This window comes from Ohtaekwangia koreensis (assembly GCF_900167975.1).
Lineage (GTDB): Bacteria > Bacteroidota > Bacteroidia > Cytophagales > Cyclobacteriaceae > Ohtaekwangia > Ohtaekwangia koreensis.
In genome coordinates this window covers 423,343-440,060 of sequence record NZ_FUZU01000002.1, presented here as the reverse complement: position 1 = coordinate 440,060, position 16,718 = coordinate 423,343, and the positions used below count along the sequence as shown (strand labels likewise).

Annotated in this window: 11 protein-coding genes; 1 reads left to right on the top strand and 10 read right to left on the bottom strand. The window is 41.6% G+C overall.

What is annotated here, in order from left to right; all coding sequences use genetic code 11:
- Positions 1-17 precede the first annotated feature (17 nt).
- Together B5Y40_RS14840 and B5Y40_RS14835 are read right to left on the bottom strand one after the other, a co-directional pair.
- Entirely contained in the window at positions 18-914 is an 897-nt protein-coding gene (locus B5Y40_RS14840; protein ID WP_079687578.1) for an FKBP-type peptidyl-prolyl cis-trans isomerase, read from the bottom strand.
- Positions 915-962: 48 nt separating this feature from the next.
- Positions 963-1,982: a DHH family phosphoesterase gene (locus B5Y40_RS14835; RefSeq protein WP_079687577.1), complete on the bottom strand. Its 1,020-nt coding sequence runs from the start codon at positions 1,980-1,982 to the stop codon at positions 963-965.
- Positions 1,983-2,193: 211 nt separating this feature from the next.
- Between B5Y40_RS14835 and B5Y40_RS14830 the strand changes: the two genes are divergently transcribed.
- Positions 2,194-2,613: a nucleoside-diphosphate kinase gene (locus B5Y40_RS14830; protein WP_079687576.1), complete on the top strand. Its 420-nt coding sequence runs from the start codon at positions 2,194-2,196 to the stop codon at positions 2,611-2,613.
- Between the two features lie 77 nt (positions 2,614-2,690).
- Here the strand turns inward: B5Y40_RS14830 and B5Y40_RS14825 are convergent, their stop codons facing one another.
- The 8 genes from B5Y40_RS14825 to B5Y40_RS14790 all read right to left on the bottom strand — a co-directional run bounded on the left by B5Y40_RS14825 (position 2,691) and on the right by B5Y40_RS14790 (position 16,559).
- The gene (locus tag B5Y40_RS14825; RefSeq protein WP_079687575.1) at positions 2,691-4,115 is read right to left on the bottom strand and encodes an amino acid permease; all 1,425 of its coding nucleotides are present in this window, start codon (positions 4,113-4,115) and stop codon (positions 2,691-2,693) included.
- Between the two features lie 130 nt (positions 4,116-4,245).
- The gene (locus tag B5Y40_RS14820) at positions 4,246-4,965 is read right to left on the bottom strand and encodes a lipoprotein signal peptidase (RefSeq protein ID WP_245840563.1); all 720 of its coding nucleotides are present in this window, start codon (positions 4,963-4,965) and stop codon (positions 4,246-4,248) included.
- A 42-nt stretch (positions 4,966-5,007) separates the two neighbouring features.
- Entirely contained in the window at positions 5,008-8,478 is a 3,471-nt protein-coding gene (gene ileS / locus B5Y40_RS14815) for an isoleucine--tRNA ligase (RefSeq protein WP_079687574.1), read from the bottom strand.
- Positions 8,479-8,606: 128 nt separating this feature from the next.
- On the bottom strand, positions 8,607-11,039 hold the full coding sequence (locus B5Y40_RS14810; protein WP_079687573.1) for an efflux RND transporter permease subunit: 2,433 nt from the start codon (positions 11,037-11,039) through the stop codon (positions 8,607-8,609).
- Positions 11,040-11,435: 396 nt separating this feature from the next.
- Positions 11,436-12,755, bottom strand: a complete 1,320-nt coding sequence (locus B5Y40_RS14805) for a deoxyguanosinetriphosphate triphosphohydrolase (RefSeq protein WP_079687572.1) — start codon at positions 12,753-12,755, stop codon at positions 11,436-11,438.
- A 145-nt stretch (positions 12,756-12,900) separates the two neighbouring features.
- Entirely contained in the window at positions 12,901-13,491 is a 591-nt protein-coding gene (locus tag B5Y40_RS14800; RefSeq protein WP_079687571.1) for an LURP-one-related family protein, read from the bottom strand.
- Positions 13,492-13,622: 131 nt separating this feature from the next.
- Complete coding sequence (locus tag B5Y40_RS14795; protein WP_079687570.1) at positions 13,623-15,167, bottom strand: glycine--tRNA ligase; 1,545 nt, start codon at positions 15,165-15,167, stop codon at positions 13,623-13,625.
- Positions 15,168-15,272: 105 nt separating this feature from the next.
- Complete coding sequence (locus B5Y40_RS14790; protein WP_159453706.1) at positions 15,273-16,559, bottom strand: sensor histidine kinase; 1,287 nt, start codon at positions 16,557-16,559, stop codon at positions 15,273-15,275.
- Between the last annotated feature and the right edge of the window lie 159 nt (positions 16,560-16,718).

Below are 16,718 nucleotides of genomic sequence, written 5' to 3'. Positions count from 1 at the left end.
TGGGATTTGGTTAATTTCTATTTGCAGGTTTTCGTCTCAGGATCGAAAGTCTCTCCTGTTCCGAAAAGCTTAACATCAAAAATCAAAATCGCATTTGGAGGAATAGCACCCGGATAACCCTGTGGGCCATACGCCAAATGGGAAGGAATATAGAACGTTGCAGAGTCGCCTACGCCAAGCATAGGTATACTTTGCTTCCATCCTGGAATTACCTGGTTAAGAGAAAAAGTCATCTTCGGATTTTTGTCGAATGTCTTTTCGTCCTTCAGGAATTTACCTTCATAACTAACTTCAACACAGCTTGTAGGTGTAGGCTTTTGTCCACCATTGTTAGTATGGATAACGTAGCGGATACCGCTGGTATCTTGTTGGGCAGTAATCTTTTTATCAGCAAGATATTTTTCAATCTGCTTGGCATCTTTTGCTTTTTGAAAGCCTTTTCTTTTTGCATAAAGTTCCGCCTGGAATGCTGGAAATTTCTGCTGATCAAGGATATCAACAACTTTGATATTGATCGTGATGTTGCGGGAAGAGTCTACCTGAGGAGGCATCGGACCACCCAACACATCTTTGAAAAATTCTTTTGCAGGACGAGTAAGAGTCACGCTATCTGCTTTTGATAACATGCGGAACATTTGCAATGCACCGATTTCAGTTGCAATCGTGCTGCTGTCTTGAATAGGAAACACGCCAGGGAAACCATTTTCGTATGTGTCTTGCCATACAGAATCCTTGGAATCTTTCATGATGTATTCGAATATTAGTAACTGGCCTGGTTTAGGTTTTACACCATCACCGGCTTTTATTACCTGAAATTTAAATCCGTTTGGAGTAACTTTCTCTTCTGAATTTTTGCAAGCCACACATAGCAGCAGCAATCCGATCAGCACGTTCGCGAGTTTGGTCATGTTCATGATTAGACAATGATTTAATTTATAAAGTTGGAATTGGTTTACTCTTTTTTAATTCTCTTCTACCAGCAATTGCTCTTTGTACTCCGGCAGGATGCTCAGAAACTTCTCCAGCGTTTGCTCCAGCGTAAGTTTGGTTTGACCGCCAGATGCATTTCGATGGCCACCGCCTTCAAAGTATTTTCTCGCCATCTCGTTTACAGAAAAATTTCCCAGCGAGCGGAAGGATAATTTAATATTCTCTTTGCGATCGGAGATGAGCACGGAAAGTTTTACTCCTTTAATAGATAGGCCATAATTCACGAAGCCTTCTGTATCGCCAGTTTGTGAACTGAAGTTTTTTAATTCTTCTGCGGTAAGCACGATATAAGCTGTTCTATATTCAGGAAGCACCTTGAGTTTTTGACTCAGCACATAGCCCATGAGTCGTAAACGCTCGATGCTGTTGGTATCATAAATCTGCTTGGACACTTTCGATGGATTCGCACCCAAGGCAACAAGTTCGCCAGCGATTTGAAAAACTTTGTGTGTAGTGTTTGAATGTCTGAACCCACCTGTATCTGTCATGATGCCCGCATACAGGCAATTGGCAATGTCGGTATCGATTTGTGATTTATCTCCGAGTTCATCTATAAGCTGAAAAATAAGTTCCGCTGTTGATGCAGCTGTTCCATCCCACTGCTCGAAGTCAGCAAATTTTTCAGGTTCAAGATGGTGATCTACTAAGACTTTTGTTGCCGTAGCTGTGCGAACCACTTCACCCAGGTCATTGATTCTATTAAGACTTGAAAAATCGAGACAAAAAATTGTATCGGCTTCGGCAATAAGCTGTTTTGATTTTTGAGGTTTCTCCTTTTGAAAAATAACAACCTCTTTATTTCCCGGCATCCACGAAATGAAATCAGGATAGTCGCTGGGTGTTATAACGGTAACGGAATGTCCTTTCTTTTTTAGATAACCCCATAATCCGAGGGAAGAACCAAGCGCATCGGCATCGGGTTTGAAATGCGTTATGATAACAACCCTACGCGGTTTGCTTAGATATTCCTTAAAAGCCGTGATATTCTGCATAGGCTGGTAAAACAAGGGGCAAAAATGGGTAAAAAATCTTGATAGTTCACCTTCAGTAATCGACTGTCATTTTCAATAGACTTTTTAAATAGTCTGTTAAACATTTAGTGCGGCCCCCTTCCTGTTATCTTTTTTTCTATTTTTGCGGCCGTTTACAAGAGATATACAATCAGAAACCCATTCCCGTTCAAGACTATAACTAAAACTTAATATGGCTACTAACAGAACTTTTACGATGATCAAACCTGATGCAGTAAGCGCAGGTAACACCGGAGCGATTATAAAATTAATTGAAGAAGCAGGTTTCAAAATCGTTGCGTTAAAAAAGACTCAACTCAGCCCTGAACGTGCTGGTCAGTTTTATGCTGTTCACAAAGAGCGTTCTTTCTATCAAGAGCTTTGCACGTATATGTCGTCAGGCTTTATTGTACCGATGATTCTTGAAAAGAATAATGCAGTAGAAGATTTCAGAAAACTCATTGGAGCAACTGATCCAAAGAAAGCAGAACCAGGTACTATCCGTAATCTTTTTGCAAAATCAATTGAAGCAAATGCTATTCACGGATCTGACAGTGATGAGAACGCTGCCATTGAAGGAAGCTTTTTCTTCTCTCAATTAGAGCAATTCTAATTTTGTATAGCATCAAATAAAAAAAGAGAGCCGCTTCATAAGCGGCTCTCTTTTTTTATTACTGACTTATCTGAATATTATTTTCGAAGTGTACTGTTCTTCTTGCTATAGCCGAAGTATACCACGAACCCGATGAGCATCCAGGCACCCGCTACTAATTGTGTGCGTGAGTCAACGTAAACGATCAGAGCGGTACAAACTATAACGCCAAGGATTGGAACCAAGGGTACAAGCGGAGTTTTGAAAGGACGCTTAAGTTCAGGGTTCTTAACGCGCAATACCCACACACCTATACATACTACTGCAAACGCGAAGAGTGTACCAATACTGGTTAAGTCTCCGGCCATGCTGCCTGGAATGAATGCCGCGAACGCTCCTACGAAAAAGAATAAAATGATATTCGATTTATAGGGAGTGCGGAATTTAGGATGCAGATCAGAGAATACTTTTGGAAGCAATCCATCATTTGCCATGGAGAAGAACACACGAGATTGTCCTAACAACATCACCAGGATAACTGAAGAGAACCCTGCAAGAATCGCTACTGTGATAGCGGTTGCCAACCATCCGTATCCATGCATATAAGTTTCAATGGCATATGCTACAGAGGCTTCTTTACCAGCAGTTTTAAATTCGGTCCAGTTTGCTATACCGGTAAGAACGTGCGAGAACAATATATATAGTATGGTACAAACTACAAGTGAACCAAGTATACCAATGGGCATATCGCGCTTCGGATTTTTTGCTTCCTGTGCAGCGGTTGATACAGCGTCAAAACCTATAAATGCGAAGAACACTATACTAGCTCCTCCGACTACGCCTCCCCAGCCAAATTCCCGGAAGGTATCGTGACCAGGAGTTCCTGCAGGAATAGTGAATGGCTCATAGTTAGCAGGATTAATAAAGCCCCAGCCAATAACAATGAACAGTAACACGATGGCTACCTTCACGAAAACTATTATTGCATTTAGCGATGCTGACTCCTGTGTTCCTTTAATAAGTACAGCAGTGAGTATAGCAAGGATTAATAATGCAGGCAGATTTATAATACCACCCTCTAGTGGCGAGTGACTGAGGGAATATGGTATAGCCCCGTTTAAGAGCTTGTTGAGATATTCACTCCAGGCAATTGAAACGGTTGCTGCACCAAGCGCATATTCCAATACAAGTGCCCATCCGATAATCCAGGCAATAAACTCTCCCATTGTGGCATACGCATATGTATAGGCGCTTCCGGCAATAGGAATCATAGAAGCAAATTCTGCATAACATAAACCTGCAAAGGCACAACCTACTGCAGCGATTACGAATGAAATGACTACGGCAGGTCCCGCGGCTTCACTGGCTGCTGCTGCTGTTCTAACAAACAGACCTGCACCAATGATGGCTCCGATACCTAACGCTACCAGGTTGGTTGCCGTTAGCGTGCGTTTCAACCCCTTCTCAGAATCCCCAGCCTGATTCATCAGCTGATCCAAGGGCTTTTTGATAAACAAACTCATTATAATTCTTCTTAGGTTAAGGTTATGGAAAAGTTATCAGTCCTAAAAGTAATAATAATAATGAACTTGACTAACGGCTATTAGTGTGAAGCAGGTAAAATTGTGATCGATGGCTTCACCATCATTATCTCTATGATTGAGATAGTGATGATGAGTCCGTTTGATTTTTTGTAATTATATTCTGATCAGTTTCATCAGTAGGCGATTCTTCTGCTGGCGGTACCGGCACAGAGTCATTGATATGCTCACCAAAAAATGTACGCTGGAACAACAGTATAATTACTACACCAACAAAGATGGAGGAGTCGGCAATATTAAATACAGGACTAAAGAATAAAAAGTATTCTCCACCAACGTATGGCATCCACGTTGGCCATGTAAAATCAAATAATGGAAAGAAGAGCATATCAATTACCTGACCGTGGAACCACGGTGTAGGAGAATTAGCAGGTTGATTATGCAACAACACACCATAGAATGTACTATCAATAACGTTGCCCACAGCACCTCCCAGAATCAAAGCCATACACCACAAAAAACCAACGTGCGCTTTCTTCTTCGCCATCTTTACCAGGTAATATCCTATACCCACCATGGCAGCAATCCTGAACACCGTTAACGTGAGCTTGCCAAACTCATTATTCCACCGAATGCCAAAGGCCATGCCGGGGTTCAGAAGGTAATGGAGCTTGAATCCGAATTGCTCATTTCCGACAACGGTTATTTCCTGGTGCAGGTACATATAGTGATGCACCAATAATTTGGAAACCTGATCGATGATAATGATTAAGAGCGCGAGGAGGAAATACTTGTATATTTTCATTGAGTTCTCAGGTGGTGATGTTTGCATCACAGTTCATGCTTAAGCTAAACATGAACTGTGAAAACAAACTTATCGCTTGACACTTATTTTTACTTTCAACATAAATTCATCCATATCTACTTCTGTAGCATCGGCAACACCTTCTTTTAACTCCAATGTTAATGCCTGGGTTTCGGTGCTGATATAGTCACGGAATTCAGTTAAGGCAGCGGTTACTACTTCACCATCTTTCTCAACCTCAATACCAATTTTATCCAGCACTTCCAGCCCCATGTCCTTGCGCAAATTCTGAACACGGTTTACAAAGTCGCGGGCTATACCTTCTTTTTTCAGATCTTCTGTGATTGTGATATCAAGCGCAACCGTGATGCCTGCTTCTGCTGCTACCGACCATCCTGGTATATCTTCAGACGAAATCAGTATATCTTCCAGTACAAGGTCGAAACCATCTTTCGAAAGTTTACCTTGTTTCTCGATCAGTGCTATATCTTCTTTTGTAAACGTATTGATGACCGCAGCTACCTCTTTCATCTTCGGGCCATACTGCTTGCCAAGCTTCGCGAAATTCGGTTTCACTTTCTTTACAAGCACGCCTGAAGTATCATCTATATATTCGATTGCCTTCACGTTTACTTCTGCAAGGATAATCTCTTCTACAGATTTAATGCGATTTGCAAAAGCTTCATCCAATACCGGTAACAAAATGCGTTGTAACGGAGTACGAACTTTGATCTTTGCATTTTTGCGGATCGAGTGAACCAATGAACAGATCTTCTGCGCATACTCCATGGATTTTTCCAATTCACTGTCAATGCGGTTTTGTTCAACCTTTACAAGACTTGTTAAATGAATAGACGCATGGCGAAGCGGAGTGTTGTTGGCAAGCGCTTTATCGCGGATGTTTTCAGTAAGATTTTTATATAGCCATTCGCTGAAGAAAGGTGCGACAGGAGCCATCAGTTGGCCGACTACAAGTAAACACTCATAAAGCGTTTCATAAGCAGCCTTCTTGTCTTCACTCATTTCACCTTTCCAAAAACGTTTCCTGTTCAGACGAACGTACCAGTTGGAGAGATGATCATTCACAAACTCCTGTATAGCACGTGCAGCTCTTGTAGGTTCGTATTCTTCGTATGCTTTTGTTACATCAACAATAAGCGTTTGAAGTTTTGAAATGATCCAGCGATCAAGGTGCGACAGCTTATCATATGGAACAACATTCATCTCATCCTTTACAAACCCATCTATATTAGCATACAGTGCAAAGAATGAATAGGTGTTTTGAAGTGTTCCGAAAAATCTGCGTTGTACTTCGCTGATACCATCGAAGTCGAATTTCAAATTGTCCCAAGGCGGTGCGTTCTCGATCATATACCAACGCACTATATCGGGACCATATTTACCTAACGTTTCAAACGGGTTCACAACGTTGCCTTTGCTCTTCGACATTTTATTGCCGTTCTTATCAAGCACGAGTCCGTTGGAGATTACGTTTTTGAATGCAACGCCACCGTTGTTTACTTTTTTATTAACAGCATTTATTTCCGGGCTGCTTTCGTTAATCATGACTGCAATGGCATGCAATGTAAAGAACCATCCACGAGTCTGATCTACACCTTCGGCAATGAAATCTGCAGGATAATTTTTTTCGAATATATCTTTATTCTCAAATGGATAATGCCATTGTGCGTACGGCATTGCTCCTGAATCGAACCACACGTCAATGAGGTCGGGCTCACGATGCATGGGTTGACCAGACGCACTTACAAGTACAACGTCATCTACATAAGGTCTGTGTAAATCAAAATCGACAGTAAGCGCGGCTTTCATAAAACCTGCTTTTACTGATTTTGCAACTTCGTTATTCAGTTCCTCGAGTGAGCCGATACAAATTTCTTCTTTGCCATCTTTTGTTCTCCAGATTGGCAGTGGTGTTCCCCAATAGCGTGAACGCGATAAATTCCAGTCAACAAGATTTTCAAGCCAGTTGCCAAAGCGTCCTGTGCCTGTAGACTCCGGTTTCCAGTTGATAGTTTTGTTAAGCTCCACCATCTTATCTTTCAATGCCGTTGTTTTGATAAACCAGGAATCCAACGGATAATATAGCACAGGTTTATCGGTACGCCAGCAATGCGGATACGTGTGTTCGTACTTCTCTACCTTGAAAGCCTTGTTCTCTTCTTTCAAAATAATGGAGACGATTACATCAGTATTTTTATAGTCTGCGTGAGTCTCGTCTTCATTGGTATAGTTCTTCACATAAAAGTCATCGGCACCAAGTGGCTTATGAGTTTTGATGTTGAACTTGGCTACACCTTCTTTCAATCTTTCACCTATCGCAGTAACAAATTTTCCTTTGCGATCTACAGTAGGCACTTCGTTGTCTGCTTCGTCTTTTAAGGTAAGTGGAGGTATTCCGTTTTGTTTCGCTACGCGGAAGTCGTCTGCACCAAATGTAGGCGAGCTGTGTACAACGCCTGTACCATCTTCTGTTGTTACGAAATCTCCTGCAATTACTTTAAATGCTTTGTCGGCATCATATAGCGGCTGCAGGTAGGGCATCAGTTGTTCATAGCTTATACCAAGTAATTGCTTACCGGTAAATTCCTGAACGATGTGATACGGTATAGCTTTATCTCCAGGCTTGTAGTCTTCGAGCTTCAGCTCTTTATTCTTTTCAGAGAAATATTTTCCAAAAAGATCTTTTGCCAACACAACGCTTACTGCATTATAGGTATACGGATTGAATGTATTTACCTGAACATATTTAATCTTCTCGCCTACTACCAACGATGTGTTCGATGGAAGTGTCCAGGGAGTAGTAGTCCAGGCGAGTATAAATACATCTCCGGTAGGATTTGAAAACAGGAATTCTGATTTTGAATCTTTCATTACCTTAAACTGCGCTACGATAGAAGTGTCCTTCACATCTTTATAGCAGCCTGGTAAGTTCAATTCATGTGAGCTTAAGCCCGTACCTGCAGCAGGAGAATACGGCTGTATAGTATATCCTTTGTAGAGTAGCTTTTTGTTATAGAACTGTTTGAGCAACCACCACAGTGATTCGATATATTCTTTTTCGTAGGTGATATAGGGATTATCAAGGTCGACCCAATAGCCCATTTTCATGGTGAGGTCATCCCACTGATCTTTATACATCATTACCGTTTCGCGGCACTTCTTGTTATAATCTTCAATGGAGATTTTCTTACCGATATCGTCCTTCGTGATGCCGAGTTGTTTTTCCACCTGGAGTTCTACCGGAAGCCCATGCGTGTCCCAACCACCTTTGCGTTTTACCTGGAAGCCTTGAAGCGTTTTGTAACGACAGAAGATATCTTTTACAGTCCGGGCCATTACGTGGTGAATGCCGGGCGTGCCGTTGGCGGATGGAGGGCCTTCGTAAAATGTAAAAGAAGGAGCACCCTCACGATTGGTAACGGATTTTTGAAATACCTCTTCGCGTTTCCAGAAATCAAGGATTTCTTCAGCGATACGGGCAAAATTCAGATCTTTAAATTCTTTATAATTTCCTGCCATGCTCAAAAACTAGCGTCTGCGTTTCGAAATAAGAGCGCAAAGATAATTACGAATTACGAAGTAAGAACTACGAATTTTGTCCGGGAGCACATTATTCGTGCTTTCAAATAGCTGACTATCTGTTGCAACTACTCCGCAGCTGAATGGCGATTGTGAATCTTGATTTTGTTCAGGTCGATCTCTTCGTCTTCAGACTCGCCATAAAAAGTATGGTCGAACTCATCAATGAGCTTACGATCACCTTTCTTTTTCCGTGGTCTGTCAAAGGTCATGATCAACGCTGGTAACAGAATCAGATTAGTGAACATCGAGATGATCAACGTCACCGATGTGAGAAGTCCAAGTGCGATGGTACCGCCAAACGAAGAAAATGTGAAAATGATAAAGCCTGCGAAAAGAACGATGGAAGTATAGATGATGCTTTTACCAGTTTCCATAATAGCATCGCTGATTGCTACCGGGATGTAGAAATTATTCGACAGAATTTCCTGACGGTATTTTGCCAGAAAGCGAATAGAATTGTCCACCGAAATACCAAACGTGATACTGAAGATCAACGCGGTGCTTGCTTTGAGAGGTATATTAAGATACCCCATCAGTCCTGCAGTGATCATCAACGCCAATAAATTTGGGATGAGTGAAATGATGATCATGCGCACATTAGCGAAGAGTATCGCCATGGAAAGTGTTATCAGTAAAAATGCCAGCAGTAAACTTTCCTGGAGATTGGCGATCAGAAATTTATTTCCTTTAATAAAGATCTTGGTTGAGCCTGTTACCGAAGCTGTCACTGAATCTTTTTCCGTGGATACAAAAATAGATTTCATTTTAGGTTCGATTACGTAATGAACCAGTGAATCCATTTTGATCGAACCGATGTCGGCAATCTGACTGGAGATTCTCATTTTCGTAAAAGAAGAATCAACAAAGGATTTAAACAATCCACTGTTATCGGTTTGGCCTTTCATATAGCGAAGAATGAAGGCTCCTTCACTTTTGCTTGGCAAAGTATAGCGGGCAGGATTATTATTATAGAAAGCCTGCTTCGATGCTTTGATAAGACTGAGCACAGATATAGGGCGAGACACTTCGGGTAGCGAGTCAAGAAAGTTTTCGAGCTCATCAACCTTCGCCATATTTTTAACATCCAATACGGGCCTTCTCTTTTTTGTTTTGAACTCCACAACAACCTCCAGTGGCATAATGCCGCTGAAGTTCGCTTCGAAGAAGTGAAGATCTTTTTTGATCTGGCTCTCTTCCGGAATATCATCAACCATGTAGGACACCGAGCGTAACTGAAGTATACCATATACAGAGAGTATGGCTACCGTCATGGACACCACATATATAATCGCGCGGTGGCGATGCACGGTCAAATCAACCAGCTTTAAAAAGCCGTTCATGATTTTGAAGTTGAGATGGCGCAAGTGTTTTTCAGAAGGCGTAGGCAGCCAGGAGAAAACACTCGGTATCATCACCAGGCTTACCAGGAATAACACCATGATGTTTATGCCGGCTACAATACCAAACTCGCGCAGAATAATAATATCGGTAGAAAGAAGAGTAAGGAACCCTATAGCAACCGTTAAATTGGTAAGGAAGGTTGCCAGCCCCATCTTTTGAACTACCGTAGAGATTGCTTTGATTTTATCTTTCGACTTGGCAAACTCAAGGTGATACTTGTTCAGCAGATATATAGCATTGGTTATACCGATCGTAACAATTACCGGTGGAATCAAGCCGCTCAGCAAGGTGATCTTGAAACCAAAAAGAGTAAGTGTTCCAAGTGTCCACACCACAACAATGCCGATGATAATCATGGAGAAGATTACGGCACGGAATGATTTAAAGAACAGGAACATGATCAGCCCCGTTACAAATGCAGACGCATAGAGGAAAAGCTGCATTTCCTTTCGCACCTGGTTTGCTACCAACGTACGGATGAACGGAAGGCCGGCATAATGCAACTGGATTTTTGATTTGTCTTCAAACTTTTTTCCCGCAGCGAGTAAAGATTGTGCAAGTCCTTCGCGCTTTGAAGAGTTCATATACTCTTTTTGCACCGACACGAGCATCATGGTGGCACCGTTGTCCGGGTTCACAATGTGGCCCATATATACCTTCTGATCGTAGGCGATGGCAAGGAGACTATCAAGTTCTTGCTGACTTGCTATATTTTCAGGAAAAATTGATTGAAGATAGAATTGAGATTTAGCGGTGTCCTTTAAAATTATTTTGATCACTGGCAACGACACAACTTCGTTTACGCCTTCAATCTTTTTTATATCGCGCGTTAATTCTCTGAATGCTTTAAAATTCTCAAGTGTGTAAACACCGCTATCTTTTACGCCAACCGCTATAAGATTACCGTCTTCTCCGAACTGCGCTTTAAACTTGGTAAGCAACACCATATCCGGATCGTCCAGCGGTACTGTTCTTGCAAAGTCGTAACTCATTTGAACGCGTGAAGCAAAATATCCCATTACGATAGTAATGAGACCAATTATTATGATCAGCGACAGTCTGTACTTAATAATAAATTGAGCAATCCTATTCCACATAATCGATGCAATGCAAGTTTCAGAAAGGCCAAAGCTAATCAATTTTGCCTTTTTCCGAGGTTAACATATAACCAACAAGCTGGTGGGGGAAGTGAGCGGTAAAAAATCAATTCATATCTTGAAACAATAGCTCCAGGCAATCAGTATAACTATACCATACTGCATTCAAAATCAGTAGACAACAATGGTTTATACAGTAGCAGTTTATTATTTTTGAATCATTAACTATCACTAGCTATGGCAAAATCACAAGATGCAAGGAAGGAAACTAAAAAGAAGCCGGCCAAAACATTAAAGGAAAAACGTGCTGAAAAGCAGGTAAAGAAAGCTTCTAAAAATTAATTCCTTCGAGGTTGTTTCAGCACCAGGGAGTGCTGAAACAACTTTTATTATTCGCTATAGCGAAATCCCTTTTATTCTTCTATACAGTGAAAGCGCATGCCGGTCGGTCAATCCGGAAACAAAGTCAAGAATGATGCGCAGCATACCATAGGTGCTCACCTGCTTTTCAATTTCAATTCGCATCTCTACCGGCAACAATAAAGCGAGATTTTTATACTTGCGTGATGAAGATTTATTCATGATGTGTTCACCCGCAGTAACAAATTCGTGCAATAATCCCGGCAACACTTCATGGCCGGAGGCTTCGATCTCTACTACATGCCGTGCACGGTAAATCTTCTCAACAGAAATACTACTGATCTCTTCGAGGGCATCTTTGGAAGCACAATGATCAGCAAGCGCTTTATCGAATGTGCCTTCCAGAATTTCTTTTTCATGCGCCAGAAAAACTTCAGTACATTCTTCCACCAGTTTATTAATCGTCATGGCGCGAAGCACTCCTATCCTTTCATTCTGGCCCGTAATCTTATCGAGTTTCTCACGCTTGAAATTCTCTTTTAAAATATTCGCTAACAGGTCTACAGTATCATTATAGTTCACCAATCCCATCCTACAACCATCTTCGAGATCGATGATGCTATAGCAAATGTCATCTGCTGCCTCTACCAGAAAAGTTAAAGGATGGCGCACCCATACATCTTCTGCAATGCGTGTTAACTCAAGCTGCGCTGCCGCGGTAGAGAATATTTCTTTTTCGGATTGAAAGAAACCGAATTTCTTCTGACTTTTTTTTGATTTATCGCGACCCGGAAACAAAGCAGGACACGGATATTTTGTAAACGCTCCTAGGGTTGCCAGCGTAAGCTTCAACCCGTATTGATTACTGTTGATGATGCGGAAGCCCTGCGCGTTTCCTTCGAACTTCAACAAATCATTCCATTCTGCTTCTGTAACTTTTGATTGAAAAGATTTCCCATAAGGATGTTCCAGAAAAAAATCGGAAAGAGAATCTTCTCCGGCATGTCCGAAGGGAGGGTTGCCGAGATCATGCGCGAGTGAAGCCGCGGCTACAACGGCCCCAAAATCAAACAGCGAAAATTTCTCTTTGAGCTCCGGGTGTCGCTGCACAATTACTTCGCCTGCTTTTCTTCCCAACGATCTGCCTACACTCGATACTTCAAGTGAATGCGTTAATCGTGTATGTACAAAGTCGTGTTCAGGTAGCGGGTGTACCTGGGTTTTATCTTGTAGTCTTCTGAAGGGATGCGAGAAAATAATCCGATCGTAATCTTGCTCGAAGGCACTTCGTGATGCTTCTGAAGAAGTTGGCTTTGAACCTGTACGCTGTGGAGAAAGAAGAGATTGCCAGTTCATTAAAAATTAAAAGAAGGCGGAGCCTTGATGAATTTAAATCACGAAAAATGATAAGCATTTTTTCGCGAGCGCAAGATATTAAATATTTAAAGACGAGCCAGATTACTCTCGACTCGTCTTTCTGTACTCTCAAATTATACTCTTCTTACTCTTTCAAAACAAAATCAATACACATAACAGCCGCAAGAATCAATTGACGGAGTTGATGATTCTCGGGTACTTCAGAGCTGATCTGTAAAACATAATTATCAGCAGAGGTGAAAAGTTCTTTACCAAGTCCAGACCATTGTTTGGTTACCGTAGCAAATTCTTTGTTGTCGCTTGATACAAATTTGAAATCCCAGCTAGTCCATTTTCCTTTCAGCATACAGAGTGAGCGCTCGCTGGCATCAAGCACTTCAAATTTTCCACCGATAGAAAAAAACTTCTGCTTGAACATCCCGATCAGTGTATCGTTCTCATCCAGTACTTGTACCGTTGATAAGAAAAAAGAAACGCCGCGTTTTACAGTGATAATCTTTTCGCCAGCGGGAGTTTTAATTTCGATGTTGAAAGGAGTCATCCGCTTATAATCCGAGAAACGCAAAAGCTTTGTAAAGAACCCGAGGTTCTCTTCGCGGCAGTTCAATACAATTTGCTGTGTCTCGGGATTGTATATATCAAAACTGTTGGAAGCTTTGAAAATACCGACATGCTCTTTTACAAAAAAGAGGTTCTTGTTAAGGATAGGATTCATAAAAGGGTTATAGGAATTTAGTTAGGATAATGATGGCGATGATGAGGCTCGTGGCAGTTTCAGAATTATATACATACAAAGCAGGCACCATATTATGAGGTGCCTGCTTTAAATTATTTATACAAGTATATCTATATTTTTCTGAGGAGGTTGTTGATTGAGCACGCGTCAATCAATTTCGCTTTTACATCCGCAATTTTAACACGCTCCTGTTTCATGGTGTCGCGATCGCGGATGGTAACCGTATCGTCTTCCAATGTTTGATGATCAATGGTAATGCAATATGGAGTTCCGATAGCGTCTTGTCTTCTATAGCGTTTACCGATAGCATCCTTCTCTTCATAGAAGCAGCGCAAATCGTACTTCAGCTCATTCATCACAGCTTCTGCCTTCTCGGGCAAACCATCTTTTTTCATTAACGGAAGAATGGCTACTTTGTGAGGAGCAAGCGGAGCAGGAATTCTCAGCACTACGCGTTCACTTCCATCTTCAAGTTTTTCTTCTATATATGATTTTGAGAGTACAGATAAGAACAAGCGATCTAGACCAACAGAGGTTTCTACAACGTAAGGTATAAATGATTGATTATCCTCAGAGTCAAAATACTGAAGTTTCTTGCCTGAGAACTTTTCATGATTCTTTAAATCGAAATCAGTGCGTGAATGTATACCTTCCAATTCTTTGAATCCCATTGGGAAATTGAACTGGATGTCGCAGGCTGCATTCGCGTAATGCGCTAGGTTCAGGTGATCGTGGAAGCGATAATTATCATTACCCAGGCCTAGCGTCTGGTGCCACTTCATACGCTTAGCTTTCCAGTATTCATACCACTTCATTTCTTCTCCGGGCTTAATGAAGAATTGCATTTCCATTTGCTCGAACTCACGCATTCTGAAAATAAACTGACGCGCTACAATTTCATTGCGGAAAGCTTTACCGATCTGTGCTATACCGAAAGGTATTTTCATACGGCCCGTCTTCTGCACGTTCAGAAAATTTACAAATATACCTTGTGCTGTTTCAGGGCGTAGGTATATCTTGTTAGCATCTTCTGCCAGAGAACCAATCTCGGTGGAGAACATCAGGTTGAACTGACGAACCTCTGTCCAGTTCTTGGTGCCGGAAATAGGATCAGCTATATCAAGATCGATGATGAGTTGCTTCATAGCCGCCATGTCGCCATTGCCCATAGCATCTTTCAACCGCGCATTGGTCTCATCAACTTTTTTCTGATACTCCAGCACGCGCGCATTTGTTGTAACAAATGTTTCGCGGTTAAAAGATTCTCCAAATCGCTTTGCAGCCTTCTCGACTTCTTTCTCAATTTTATCTTCCATCTTGGTGATGGCGTCTTCTACCAGCACATCGGCACGATAGCGTTTCTTGGAATCTTTATTATCGACCATCGGGTCGTTAAAAGCATCTACGTGGCCGGAAGCTTTCCATGTGGTAGGATGCATAAAGATAGCAGCATCGATCCCGACTATATTATCGTGGAGAAGCGTCATGAACTTCCACCAATACTCTTTTAGATTATTTTTTAGCTCAGCCCCGTTTTGTCCATAGTCATAGACAGCGCTGAGTCCATCGTAAATTTCACTGGAAGGAAAAACAAACCCATACTCCTTGGCATGGGCAATCACATTTTTAAACAGGTTATCTTCTTGTGCTGCCATAAGCGGCAAAGATAATATTAGTCACCACTTCGCAGTGGACTCTCTCCTGTTTTTTGAATGTTAATCTCTGGTTAAGAAGCTTCCACCTGTTAGGTATAGCGTGATTTAAGCAACGCGTTTTGGAAGTTTAACTGTAAAGGTAGAGCCTATACCGGGAGATGATTCCAGGTGAATGGAGCCTGAAAGTTTCATCAAGGTTTCTTTCACAATGTATAGACCGAGGCCTGAGCCTTTTGATTTTTCGTTGCCACGATAGAACATATCGTAGATCTTGCCATGATATTCGGGCGCTATACCTTGTCCGTTGTCCTCAACTTTAAGATAGAATACTCGTCCATTCAATTGATGGCGAAGGCGTATATATTTCCCATCCTTACGGGCGTCATGATAACGGATAGCATTGGAAACCAGGTTGCCAACTATAATTCTCAGCCTGTTCTTGTCAGACTCAACAACAGCATCATGTGGTATATCAATTTGAAAGTCGATACGCTCAGCTTCCGGAGAATATTTGAGACTATCCCACACTTCATTTGCCAGTTCATGAAGATTTACTTTTTCACGCGCGATGTCAAGGCGATTGTTACGGGAGTAATCCGTAATGTCTTTGATGAATTTATCCAGCGAATGAATACGGTCCTTCATCATCACCATATAGTTTCTTACGTCCTGCGGATTTTGCGAACGCTCCGCTATATTTAGCAATCCCATGATGGAAGTAAGCGGTCCACGCAAGTCGTGTGAGGTACTATATACAAAGCGATCGAGCTCGCGGTTTGTTTTGGTAAGCATCTCGTTGCTTTGCACGAGTTGTATAGCATTGTAATGATTTAGGCTGATCAAAAGATATACTCCCATGGTAATGGCTGGAAGTGCTACGGTAAAATTCACTACGAGGTGAAACAGCAACAGTTCATCGGAATAGTCGCGTTTAGGAATCAAGCTAAAGTCTACAAAGTAGGCCAACGCGAACAATACATAGGTAAAGACAGCAAACAGAATCGATAGCAGTCGTTGTTTATAGTTAAACACAGCAAAGGCTGCTACAGAATTTGCAATAAAGAAAACAAAGATGCCGGTGTTGGGTGATTCGCTTGCCGCAAAAAGATACACCATGATGTTAATGGTAGGCAATAGGAAATAATTGGCTAGGCAATGGTCCCCTTGGCGATGTATAAATATAGAAAGCGAAAGAAAAAATAATGCGCAGACAAAAACTGGTATTGAAAAATAGGTACCCGACAGCAGGTCAATCAGTATATACATGCAACATAACAAAATGCCCAGCAAAGCAAATTGACCGGAAAGCATCACCTGTTTATATTCCCCCCAGGATTCTATATGTTTGTTTTCACCAACAATCAAATCCCTGATCTTTTTCTTCCACTCCATTCCCACACTAATTTTTGAGTATACAAAAGTAGAAGAAGCTCCCCAGCTGTATGGTGAGATTATGGGCCTTGGAGTATTCATGCAAGATTTTCAAGAAAATTCATAAGATTCATCAACGCAGACGTGTAATGTAATTCCATGCTATGGCGGATTACAAAA